Below are 12531 nucleotides of genomic sequence, written 5' to 3' on the forward strand. Positions count from 1 at the left end.
TACTCACCGGCCCACCACCCCCACACCATAGGAAGGATGGTTTGTTCCGCCCTGCCCAACACCGTGTCACCACCTTGCCGAAACCTTGCACCCGTGTGGCCAAGGCCCGGGGGAGAGCCGATCGAAGGCCGCTCAACTGCGCCAATGTTCACGGAAGTTGTCACCCGTCGGCGCGACCGGGGCGTGAACCTCTGCTACTTCGGTGATAGCGCTTCGCCTCAGTCGCTCGCGTCGCAACGGCGCAGGCTGCACACTGACAGACGCGACGCCGACGCCGGGGGGCGTCAGCCTCGCGGACACTCTTGTCCTCCCGGCCGGCCCCGCCACAGGCGTCGGGAGCCGGATGGTTGAAGATTCCGGCCGGCACCCGCTCGAAGGCCCGGCCCGGCACACCGAGGATCGTGGGATGTGATGGCTGATAGCGCCGCTGTAGGTCTGTGCCGGCTCACCGTGCGGGCACCGGAGAAGACGGTCGACCTGGCCGTTCCTTCGGACATCCCGGTGATCGACCTGCTGCCCACACTGGTGGAACACGCGGGCGACGGGCTCGCCGAGAGCGGTCTCGAACACGGCGGCTGGGTCCTGCAACGTCTGAGCGGGGAAAGGCTGGAGGAGGAGAACAGCCTCGACTCCCTCGGTCTCAAGGACGGCGAGACGGTTCTGCTGCGACCGCACACGGAACTCCTTCCGGAGATCCGCCTCGACGACCTCGTGGACGGCATCGCCACGACGATGCGGGACCAGGCCTACGGCTGGACTCCCCTCGTGTCGCGGCGCACCCTGCTCGCTTTCGCGGTCGCCACCTCGCTCGGCGCGGTCGTCCTGCTGCTCCTCTCCGGAGCCTCCGCTCCCCTGCGCGCCGTCGCCGCCACCACGGTGGCCCTGCTCCTGCTCGCCGGCGCCGGCTCGGCCAGCAGGGCGGTCGGCGACGCGGGGGCCGGCGCCGCACTGGGCTTCCCCGCCGTAGTCGCCGTCGCCCTGGCGGGCTGGCTGTTGCCCGGCGGTGAGGTCAGCGCCTCGACCGAGGGGCACGAGGTGCTCGGCGCCCGGCTGCTCGCCTCGGGCGCGGCGGGAGCCGGCGGGGCCATGCTCGCCATCGCCGTGGTCGGAACCTTCGCCACCCTCTTCACCGGGGCGAGCCTCGTCTCCCTCGCCATGGCGGCCATGGGAGTCCTGATCGTCGGAACCGGTCTCTCCCTGTCGGAGGTGGCCGGCGTACTGGCCCTCACCGCGGTCGTCTTCGGCGCCTTCGTGCCGACCCTCGCCTTCCGGCTCGCCGGGCTGCGCCTGCCACCACTGCCCTCGAACGCCGAACAGCTCCAGGAGGGCATCGAGCCGCACTCGCCCTCGGCCGTGGCGGCCCGCTCCATCGTGGCGGACTCGTGGATGACCGGTCTGTACGGAGCCACGGGGGTCGTGTGCGGCTTCGCCGTGGTGGGCCTCGCGATGGAACCGGACCTGCCCGAACTGCTGGTGATCGCCGTCCTGTCGGTCCTGCTGCTCCTGCACAGCCGGGGTCTGGGCAACACCCTGCAACGGCTGATCCTCAGTCTGCCCGCCGGCCTCGGGGTCGCCTTGCTGACCAGTCTGCTGGCCTCGGATTCCTCCCCCACGGGACGACTGCTCCTGTCGGCCGGGCTGCTCGGCATGACGGCCACGATCTCGATCGCCGCCTGGACCGTGCCGGGGCGCCGCATGCTGCCGTACTGGGGACGGGCCGCGGAACTGCTGCACTCCACGACGGCGATCGCCATGCTGCCCCTCGCGCTGTGGGTGCTCGGCGTGTACTCGTACCTGCGCGGCCTCAAGGGCTGAGACCGGGAGATTCGCTCGATGGACAGCAAGCGGGACCAAGTACAGGCACACATGTTCATGATGGGCCGGCTGACCTCGGGGATGCTCCGGGCCGACCCCGACTCGGCGGAGAGCCCACAGGGGCGTACCAACCGGGGCATCGTCATCGGGATCGTGATCGCCGTGATCGTCGCGGCCGGGGCCTTCGTCATCGGGCTCATCTCCCCCGGGACCAAGGGCGGCTGGCGTGAGGACGGGACCCTCGTCGTCAACAAGGACACGGGGTCCCGCTACCTGTACCTGTCGGGCCGCCTGCGTCCGCTGCGCAACTACACCTCCGCGAAGCTGCTGCTCGGCAAGGACGCGAAGACTGTGTCCGTGGGCACCAAGTCGCTGGCGGGCACACCGCACGGCGCGCCCGTGGGTATTCCGGGCGCTCCCGACACGCTGGCGGGCAGCGGCGACCTCGTCTCCGCTCCCTGGGAACTGTGCTCGACGCCGGGTGACGACAGCGGGTGGGTCTCCACCCTGGCCGTGGGACACACCGCCTCCGGAACCCCCCTCACCAAGCGTCAGGGACTGCTGGTGAAGGGCCCGGACGCCGACAGGTACCTGCTGTGGAGCGGCAGCAAGCTCCAACTGGACACGGAACGCGGAGCGGCCGAGTCGCTGGGTTATGGATCGGTCGCCCCGCTGCCGGTCTCCGCGTCGTTTCTCAGCTCCCTGCCCGCCGGTCCCGTCCTGACCCCGCGCCCCGTCGACGGGCTCGGTGAGCCGGGCCCGTCCCTGGGCGGCCGGCCCACCCGGCTCGGGCAGATGTTCAAGGTGGCCGTGACCGGTGCCAGGACACAGATGTACGTTCTGACGGGGAAGGGCCTGGTCCCGGTCACGCGGACCGAGGTCGCGCTCGCCCTGGGCGACCCCAAGACGCGGGAACTGGCCTACCAGGGGGCGCGCCCGACGGTGACCGATGTGGGCGCGGAGGTCCTCGGGGACCATCTGGCCCCCGTCGACGCGCAGGCCGACACCGGTGTGGGGCTGCCGGCCACGCCACCGGAGCCCGTACACCCCGCCGCCGACCAGGGGCTGTGCGCGCGGTTCTCGGCCGCGACGTCCGGCCGGAAGGGACCGAGCACCAGCATCGCCCTGGCCGGCACCCAGGATCTGGGGATCACGGCCCAGCCGGCCACGGACTTCCTCAGCGCCCCGTGCCTGCCCGTCGACCGGATCACCGCGGCCCCCGGCAAGGCCGCTCTGGTCCGGGCGCTGAGCGCGGCGGGCGGAGACCTGGGCTCCACCCTGTACCTCGTCACCGACGAGGGCGCCAAGTACCGCGTCGCCGACGCGGAGGCCGCCTCGGCGCTCGGCCTCGACCCGTCGGCCGCGCAGGAGCTGCCCTCCATGCTGCTCGCGATGCTGCCCACCGGACCCGACCTCTCCCCCAAGGCCGCCGAGAACGGCAAGGCGGCCAACACGGCGGCGCGCTGCGGGAAGACCAACGACGCGGACAGCGCGAAGGACGCGGAACCCGAGGCCCCCTCGGCGTCGGCCTCGCCGCCGGAGAAGGACTGAACCGAGGCCGCCGGCAGCGACGATGACGGCGTGTGGCCGGTACCCCTGTCGGTCAGGGGTACCGGCCACACGCCGTCATCGGCCGGCCCGCTAGGCCCCGGTGAGGCCCTGCACCACGTCGGCCGCCCGTGCCGTCGAGGTCCCGGCGGCCTCGGGCAGGTCCTCGGGCAGCAGCCTGCGCAGATCGTCCAGCGAGGGGCTCGCCATGGCGCCCATCCTCCTGGCGTGGCGGGTGAGCATGCCTTCCAGCAGCTTGCGCGCGGTGCGGGCGTTGCCGAAGGAACGGTCCCGTGGGAGACCCGCGATATGGGCGCGCAGCGCCTCCACCGTGGCGGGGGCGCACTCGTAACCGGAGGTGGTGGCGTGCTGCTCCACGATCGAGACCAGCTCGTCCGTCGTGTAGTTCTCGAACTCCACCTTGCGGGCGAAGCGGGAGGCCAGGCCGGGGTTGGAGTCGAGGAACCGGTCCATCTCCTCGCTGTAGCCCGCGACGATGACGACCACGTCGTCGCGGTGGTCCTCCATGAGCTTCAGGAGCGTGTCGATGGCTTCGCGGCCGAAGTCCGAGCCGGCTCCCTCGGGGGCGAGCGTGTAGGCCTCGTCGATGAACAGCACACCGCCCATCGCGCTCTGGAACACCTCCTTGGTGTTCTGCGCCGTGTGCCCGATGAACCGCCCGACCAGATCCGCGCGGGCCACCTCCACGAGTTTGTCGGTGGGCAGGACGTCCAGGGCGTGCAGCAGCCGGGCGTACAGACGCGCCACGGTCGTCTTACCGGTACCGGGCGGCCCCGCGAACACGAGATGCTGGCCGATGCGCGGCGTGGGCAGGCCCGCCGCGGCGCGCTGGCGTGCGGCGGCCAGCAGGTTCACCAGGTCGGCGACCTCCTGCTTGACCGCGCCGAGCCCGGTCATCGCGTCCAGTTGTGCCAGCAGCTCCTCCCGGCCCTCGGACGCCTCGGCGGCCGAGGCGTTCTCGTCGACGACGTCCTGCGGCAGAAGAAGAGTGAGGTCCTGCTCGGTGGGGTCCGTCATGGCGGCCAGCCGGAAGGACTGCCGGTCCACCATTTCCTCGAACACCCCGCGGGCGGCACGGCCGTTGCCGAACGTCTCGTCCCGCGTCATGTTCTCGTACCGGGACGCCAGAGCCTCGGACGTACCGGGGCCGAGTTCGTACCGGTGGTCTCCGCAGATGTTCTCCGTAATCGTCACGAGTTCCGGCACGGAGTAGTTGTCGAATTCGATGGTGCGGGTGAACCGGGAAGCGAGTCCCGGGTTAGCGGAAATGAATCCCTGCATCTCTCCGGAATATCCCGCCGCTACCACGACGATATCGTCGCGATGATCCTCCATCAGTTTGACGAGCGTGTCGATGGCCTCAAGACCGAAGTCGTTTCCCGAGCCGCCTTTCCCGGACACCAGGGTGTAGGCCTCGTCGATGAAGAGCACACCTCCGAGCGCCTCGTTGAACGCCTCCGTCGTCTTGATGGCGGTCGCGCCGATGTACTGGGCGACGAGGTCCGCGCGGGACACCTCCACGATGTGACCGGAGCGGAGCACGCCCAGTTCGGCGAGGATGCCGCCGTAGAGCCGGGCCACGGTCGTCTTGCCGGTGCCGGGCGGGCCGGCGAAGACGAGGTGGCGGCTCATCGTGGGCACGGGCAGACCGAGCTTGATCCGGCGCTGGGCCTGCTGGTTGAGGTTGACCAGGGTGCGGACCTGGTGTTTGACGCCCTCCAGACCGACCAGGACCTCCAGTTCCTCCAGTGGGCTCGCCTTCTTGCTCTTGCCGCCCCGGCCACGGGCCGCGCCGCCGGTCAGGTCGGCGTCGTCACCCCAGGCGTCGGGCGCGCCGTTGTCGAGGCTGGTCAGGTCGGCGATCTCCAGCCGCTCCGAGGCTCGGGTCTGGCGCACGCCGGCGCCGCGGTTCTCCCGCAGGTCGCAGCCGGTGACCAGGACGGCCCCGTCGGTGTCGACGCGGATGCCGTCGCCCGTGCTGCCGACGATCCCGCAGGAGCGCAGGTCGGCGAGGCTGCCCTCCGCCAGGAAGACGCCGTGGGCGCCCGCCGCGTTGATCCGCACCCGGGTCAGCGCCACCTCGCCACCGCCCGCCACCATCACCGCCGAGCCGGCGCTCTGGTCGATCTCACAGTCGCGGACCGTGGCGTCGCCGCCCTCCGCCACGAGCAGGGCGATGTCTCCCACGGACCGCAGGACGGTGTCGCTGACATGGGTCTGCGCGCCGTCGGCGATACGGATGCCCACGCCTTCGGTCTGCTCGATGGTGCTCATCTCCAGCCGTCCCCGGGCGTCCTCGCTCGCGTCGAGTCCGACGCCGCGGGCGGCGCTGACGCGGGCGTGCCTGATCAGCGGGTTGGCCGTGGTGCGGATGGAGATGGCGACGCCGGTCGCGCCGTTGATCTCCAGGTGGTCGAACTCGGCGGCCGAGTCCTCCGCGAGCTGCACGGCCCCGGTAGCGGCCGCGCAGTCCCGTACGGTGATCCGGTTCAGGGTCGGTGTGCTGCTGCCGATCACCTTGACGGCCGCTTCCTGACTGCCGGTGAAGGAGCACTCCTCGAAGGTGCCACGGGAGCGCTCGGCGATCAGCAGGCCCTCTCCCTTGGTCCGGTCGGCGCTGCAGTAGCGCATGAGCGGGTCGGCGCCGTCGGACAGGGCGAAGCCCGGCCCGCTGGTGGCCCGCACGGTGACGTGTTCCAGGACCGGGCGGGCGGAGCTGGTGACCAGCACGCCGATGGCCGCGTCCCGCACCTGGACCCGGGTGACCTGCGGCGCGCTGTTGCCCTCCAGGGCGAGGGCGGGCTTGTCGGTGCCGGATATCTCGCAGTCGGTGAAGGTGCCCTGTGCCTCGCCGTTGGTCAGCAGACCGTTGCCCCGCGCGTCCCGGATACGGCAGTTGCGCACCGAGGAGCGCGCGTGCTCGCTCAGTACGACGCCCGAGGTGCCGAGGTTCTCCAGAAGGCAGTCCTCCACGACGCTCCCGGTGGGGGCGGTGTCGACGATGCCCGCGCCGCTCCGGTTGGTGATCCGGCAGTTGCGCAGGGCCAGCGACCCTGTCTGGCGGGCCAGTACGGCCGTCCAGCCGCTGCCGTTGACGGTGCAGCCGTCCATGGCCAGTTGGCCGCGCGCCGCGTCGATGGTGGCGACGTCCTCCGAGCCGCCGCGCAGCACGAGGTCGCTGAGCATGACGGCGTCGGCGACGAGGACCAGCGCGGAGCCCCTGCGCGGGCAGATCTCCACCGATCCGCTCTCCCCCTCGCCGACGAGGGTCACCCGGGTGCGGACCATGAGGTTCTCCGCGTAGCGGCCGCTCCGGATGCGGATGACCGCCCCGGAGCGTGCCGCGGCCAGCGCTTCAGTGATCGTCGTGTAGCCGTCGGATTCCTCCGGCCCGACCACGAGTACCTGCCGTGACACTTTCATTCCTCCCCTAGGCCCGGAGCCGGGATTTCTCTCCGAAGCGGGTCCCTGTGACGTGAACCGGATTCCGAATTCTTCGGCACACCCTGTCCAAAAGCCGTGTGGCGCCTACCATGTTGAACATGCCACGTGCTCGAATTCCGCGGTATTCCATATCCCTTACGGCTGCCCTCGTCGCCACGGTGACGACGACCCCTGTCTTCGCGGCGACAGATCCGGTCGGGCTGCCCCCGGTCCGCAGCATCCTGCAGAAGGACGAGGAGTGCGCGAAGCCGTCGAAGACCGTCGCCGAGGCCAAGCCGTGGACCCGATCGGCCATGGACCTCGGCCGCTCGTGGCGGCTGAGCCAGGGCGCCGGTGTGCTGGTGGCGGTCGTGGACACCGGAGTCGACCAGAGCGCCCCGGCTCTCGCGGGCCGGGTGGACGCGGTGGGGGACGCCGCCAAGGACTGTGTGGGGCACGGCAGTTTCGCCGCCGGCCTGATCGCCGCCGCCCCCCGGCCGGGCACCGGGGTGGTCGGCATCGCGCCGCAGGCCCGGGTGCTCGCCGTGCGCGGCACCGACGCCAAGGGGTACACCTCGGGCGGCTCCCTCGCCGGCGCCATCCGTACCGCCGCCGACCGGGGGGCCAAGGTCATCTACGTCGGCCGGGCGAGCGTCGACGAGCGCCGGGCACTGACCGAGGCCGTCGCGTACGCGATGGAGCGTGACGCCCTCGTCGTGGCGCCCGCCGCCCCGGACATCGCCCCCGAGGACAGCGAGAGCGGCCAGTCCGACCCCACGGCACGGCCGTACTTCCCCGCCTTCGTCCCGCAGGTCCTCTCCGTGGTCGACTACGGCCCCGGGGGCGGCCGGCCCGAGTCGGCGCCGGACGCGTTCGCGCCCGACCTCGCCGCACCCGGCGACAGTGTGGTCAGCGTCGGTCCGGGCGGCGAGGGGCACTTCATCGGCTCGGGCTCCTCGCTGGCCGCCGCCAGCGTGGCCGGCGCCGCGGCCCTGGTGCGGGCGCACGACCCCAAGCTGACGGCCGCGCAGACGGCGGACCGGCTGGAGCACAGTGCCTACCCCTCCGACGTACCACGCCTCGACCTGTACGCCGCGCTCAGCGCGGTCGGCGGCGGGAGCGGGCCGGCGGCGGCCGGCGAGACCGGCGAGGACGCCCGGGTCCGGCTGCCCGAGTCCGCGTCGCCGGCCCCGCGTAACCGGGCGCTGGTGATCGCCGCGGGCTCGATCGGTTTCCTGCTCCTGGTCGCCGCGGCGATGGTGGTCGTGCCGCGCGGGCGCCGGCGGTCCTGGCGCGTCGCCGGCCGCTGACCGCGAGATCGCGTCCCCTGGTGGGCGGCCCGAGGAACGCTTGGGCCGCCCACCAGGGGCGTTGGGCCACGACAACCGTACGAGGCGTCTCACGCGCTCTCCTCCATGTCCACGAGCGGTGTCTGCACCTGCATGGACCGGCGCCGCGAGATGAGCGTGCCGCGCCCGGGGGCGAGCAGCCGTCCCTTGACGTTGCCGAACACATAGCCCTCGGAGGGAGGGCAGGACAGCAGCAGGCCGGGCGTGTTGACCTCCAGCATCCGGCGCAGCAGCCCGTCGTTCAGACCACGTCCGGCGCCGGCGGCGGACCGGGCGACGACCACGTGCAGGCCCACCTCGAAGCCGAGCGCCATGTGGTCGAGGAGAGGCGCGAACGGCTGCGTCATCGGACCGGTGCCGACCATGTCGTAGTCGTCGACCAGGATGAACAGACGCGGGCCGGTCCACCAGTCGCACAACCGCATCCGCGACGGTGTGATGTCCGGGCCCGGCACCCGGGTCCTGACCGCGCGGGCCGCGCCGTCGACCAGGTCTTTGAGAGCGTCGACGGAGACCGCGTGCCCGAGGCGGTACTCGTCGGGGATCGCCTCCACCAGGTCGCGGCGGTAGTCGACCACCATGATGCGGGCCTCGGCGGGCGTGTGCGTACGCATGATGGATTCGGCCATGACCCGCAGCATGTTGGTCTTGCCGCTCTCGGTGTCCCCCACCACCACCAGGTGCGGGGTCTCCCTGAAGTCGTGCCAGACCGGGCTCAGGCGCTCCTCCTCCACACCCACCGGGATCTTCAACTTCTCCTCGGCGGGCGGCAGTTCCGCCAGGGCGTACTTCGTCGGCAGCATCCGTACGGGCGGCGCGGGCGGCCCCGACCAGTGCTCCCGTACCCGCGAGACCAGGTCGGCGACGCCCTCCGACAGATCGCTTCCGCTCTGCCGCCCGTCGATGCGGGGCAGCGCCGTCAGATAGTGGTGCTTGGTTTCCCGCGTCAGACCACGCCCCGGCACCCGCGGCACGGTGGCCGCCTTGCGCGAGTCGATGTTGGAGTCCATCGCGTCACCCATCCTCAGTTCCAGATGGGTGCCTGCCTGGTCCCGGATCGAGGAGGAGAGTTCCACCCAGCGGGCCGTGGTGACGATGAAGTGGATGCCGTAGTTGAGTCCGCGCGCGGCCAGGGAGTTGAAGGTGGGGATGTGCCGGTCGAAGTCCTGGCGGACGGTCGACCAGCCGTCGATGATCAGGAAGACGTCGCCGTGCCGCTCCTCGGGGAGTTCCCCGGCCGCCTTGAGGCGCCGGAAGGTCTCCATGGTGTCGATTCCCTTGTCCAGGAACAGCCGCTCGCGCTGCGTCAGCAGCGTCGTGACCTCGGCGATGACCCGGCTCACGCGCTCCTCGTCGAGGCGGGCCGCGACACCGCCCACATGGGGCAGCCGGGCCAGACCGGACAGTGTTCCGCCGCCGAAGTCGAGGCAGTAGAACTGCACTTCGCCCGGTGTGTGGGTCAGGGCCAGCGAGGTCATGATGGTGCGGACCAGGGTGCTCTTGCCGCTCTGCGGACCGCCGGCGATGGCGACGTGTCCGCCCCCGCCGGAAAGGTCGACGACCAGGTTGTCCCGCGTCTGGTCGAAGGGCCGGTCGACGATCCCGACCGGGATCTTCAGCTTGCCCTGATGCCGGTATCCGGTGGCCATGAGCCCCCGTTCGGGGTCCGGCGCGATCCCCGGCAGCAGTTCGTCGAGGGTGGAGGGCAGGTCCAGCGGAGGCAGCCAGACCTGGTGGGCGGGCGGTCCCGCGCCGATCATGCGCTCCACCGCAACCGAGAGCAGCGACTCGCTCTCCTCCTCCTCGGCCTCCGGCTCGGGAGCCGGCTCCGCGGCGGGGTCGAGCACCGCGCGCGGCATCACCCAGTCGACGGTCCAGGGCACGACCTGGCTGGCCACCCGGGCCTGGTTGGCCGTGCTGCCGCGCCTGCGGTACGGCCCCGAGACGTAGGCGGCCCGGAACCGGCGCAGCGCCTCCACACCCGTCTTCATGTAACCGGCGCCCGGCTGCGACGGCAGCTCGTAGGCGTCCGGCACGCCCAGCACGCCCCGGCTCTCCATCGCCGAGAAGGTGCGCAGGCCGATGCGGTAGGAGAGGTGGCTCTCCAACTGGTGCATCCGGCCCTCGTCGAGTCGCTGCGAGGCGAGCAGGAGGTGTACGCCGAGGCTGCGTCCCAGGCGGCCGATCATGACGAACAGCTCCATGAACTCCCGGTGCGCGGAGAGCAGTTCGCTGAACTCGTCGACGATGACGCACAGGCTCGGCAGGGGGGCGAGGTCGGCTCCGGCGGCGCGTGCCTTCTCGTACTCCAGCGCGGAGGTGTAGTTCCCCGCGCTGCGCAGCAGTTCCTGGCGTCGCATCAGCTCTCCGTGCAGGGCGTCCTGCATCCGCGAGACCAGGGCCGACTCGTCGGCGAGGTTCGTGATGACGGCCGAGGTGTGCGGCAACCGGTCCAGGCCGAGGAAGGTGGCGCCGCCCTTGAAGTCGACGAGGACGAAGTTGAGGGTCTCGGAGGAGTTGGTGAGCGCCAGGCCGAGCACCAGGGTGCGCAGCAGTTCGCTCTTGCCGGAGCCCGTCGCGCCGACCAGCATGCCGTGCGGTCCGGTGCCGCCCTGCGCCGACTCCTTGATGTCGAGTTCGACCGGCAGTCCGTCGCCGGAGACCGCGATGGGCACCCGGAGCCGTTCCGAGGCGGTGCGCCGGCTCCACAGGGAGTCCGGATCGTGCCGGTGCAGGTCCGGGATGCCGAGCAGGGTGGTCAGTTCGACGTCGGTGCTGAGCGGTTCGGTGGTGTCGCCGCCGAGCCCGAGCCGGAAGGGCGCGAGCCGTTTGGCCAGGGACGTGGCACCCACCACGCCGAGATGGTCGGGCCTGCCCAGGACCGTGTTGCGTTCCACCCGTTCACGGTCGGTGCGGACCAGGGCCAGCTCGTCCTCCTTGACGTCGAGGCGGAGCGTGGAGCGGCCCGGCCGCCAGGTCAGCGAGGAGCCGATGTCGAGGACCACGGTGTTGCGCAGGCCGGGTCCGTCCAGGAGATGACCGCCGGGCGCGGCCACTCCGTCCAGCACGATGACCGTGTACGGCTCCTCGCGTCCCGGGACGGCGTCCGGGTCGAAATGGGGACGCTCGCTGAACTCCGGTCCGAGCAGCTCCTCCATCTCGTTGAAGGTGGACACCACGCGGCGCACGGACCCGGCCGCGTCGCTCTCGTGCGGGTGCAGGGTGTGCGGAAGCCACTTGGCCCACTCGTACTCGCGCTTGCGGTCGTCGGCCGCGCAGACGGTGATCCACAGGTCGTCCGGGGAGTGCAGGACGGCCAGTTGGATGAGGACGGAGCGCACCAGGGCCCGTACGGCGTCCTCGTCCCCGCGCAGGAGCACACGGGACCAGGCGCGCAGATAGACGGCGATCGGCTGGTCGGGAACCGTCGAGTAGGCGCGGACGAAACTGCGCAGCGCGTGGGCGCTCAGCGGTTCGAGGTCCTCGACCGGCTTGGTCGAGGCCGGTGTCAGCTTGAGGCCGAGCTTCTGGTCGCCGACCGCGACCCGTACCTCCCCGAAGTCCGGGTCCGCCGCGCGCCGTTCCCACAGCCGGCTGGTGCCGATCAGGGACCAGAGTGTCCTCGTCTCGGGATGGCGCCAGGCCGAGGCCTGCTGCTGTTCGCCCACGCTCTTGCGGACCCGCTTGCGGATCTGGGTCAAGTAGCGCAGGTAGTCCCGTCGTTCGGCCTTGACGCGCTGCTTGCGCTCACCGCTGCGCTTCATGAACTGGCCGATGATCATGACGACCGACGAGACCAGCATGAGGCCGAGCGCCAGATACATGAAGCTGCCGCCCTGGCTGCTGCCCGGCCGCATGTACATGAGCATGAACGAGACGGACATCATGGCCATCGGCAGGTACTGCCAGATGGCCGAGCTGTCGGGAAGCATCTCGGCGAGCGTGGGCGGTTCTTGCAGGTTCAGCTCGCCCTCTGGCATGTCGGGGCCCGGGCGGCGAGCGGGGCGGCGGAACAGTACGACGCTCAATGACGGTCTCCTTCGGCGGGGTGCCGGGCTCCGGTACTTGACACCGTCACGCGCGCTGATCCGGCGTGTGGGTGTGCCGAACCACACGGACGGGTTCAGGACGGGAGAACACTCGCAGCGTAACCGTCGCACAGTGGCCTCCGGGAGGCGTCGCTACGCGTCAGGCTGCGAACTCGGCTCCCACCGACGACAGTTGGCGTACCAGGTGATAGCACGTCGATGCCAGATGGAAGGCAGGGTGCGCGCCCCGGAACGGGTGCAAGGTTTCGGCAAGGTGGTGACACGGTGTTGGGCAGGGCGGAACAAACCATCCTTCCTATGGTGTGGGGGTGGTGGGCCGGTGAGTA

Annotated in this window: 5 protein-coding genes; 3 read left to right on the forward strand and 2 right to left on the reverse strand. The window is 71.1% G+C overall.

The features are described 5' to 3' along the window. The first annotated feature begins 411 nt into the window (after positions 1–411). On the forward strand, positions 412–1815 hold the full coding sequence (gene eccD, locus AB0912_RS35080) for a type VII secretion integral membrane protein EccD (RefSeq protein ID WP_366707238.1): 1404 nt from the start codon (positions 412–414) through the stop codon (positions 1813–1815). An 18-nt stretch (positions 1816–1833) separates the two neighbouring features. After that, positions 1834–3366, forward strand: a complete 1533-nt coding sequence (gene eccB / locus AB0912_RS35085) for a type VII secretion protein EccB (RefSeq protein ID WP_366707240.1) — start codon at positions 1834–1836, stop codon at positions 3364–3366. Positions 3367–3456: 90 nt separating this feature from the next. Here the strand turns inward: eccB and AB0912_RS35090 are convergent, their stop codons facing one another. Further along, positions 3457–6801: a right-handed parallel beta-helix repeat-containing protein gene (locus AB0912_RS35090; protein WP_366707242.1), complete on the reverse strand. Its 3345-nt coding sequence runs from the start codon at positions 6799–6801 to the stop codon at positions 3457–3459. Between the two features lie 185 nt (positions 6802–6986). Here AB0912_RS35090 and AB0912_RS35095 point away from each other — a divergent pair, with 185 nt between their 5' ends. Beyond that, the gene (locus AB0912_RS35095) at positions 6987–8117 is read left to right on the forward strand and encodes a S8 family serine peptidase (RefSeq protein WP_366707244.1); all 1131 of its coding nucleotides are present in this window, start codon (positions 6987–6989) and stop codon (positions 8115–8117) included. An 89-nt stretch (positions 8118–8206) separates the two neighbouring features. Here the strand turns inward: AB0912_RS35095 and eccCa are convergent, their stop codons facing one another. Beyond that, positions 8207–12184, reverse strand: a complete 3978-nt coding sequence (gene eccCa / locus AB0912_RS35100) for a type VII secretion protein EccCa (RefSeq protein WP_366707246.1) — start codon at positions 12182–12184, stop codon at positions 8207–8209. Positions 12185–12531: the final 347 nt, after the last annotated feature.

The organism is Streptomyces sp. NPDC007084 (assembly GCF_040703595.1).
Taxonomy (GTDB): domain Bacteria; phylum Actinomycetota; class Actinomycetes; order Streptomycetales; family Streptomycetaceae; genus Streptomyces.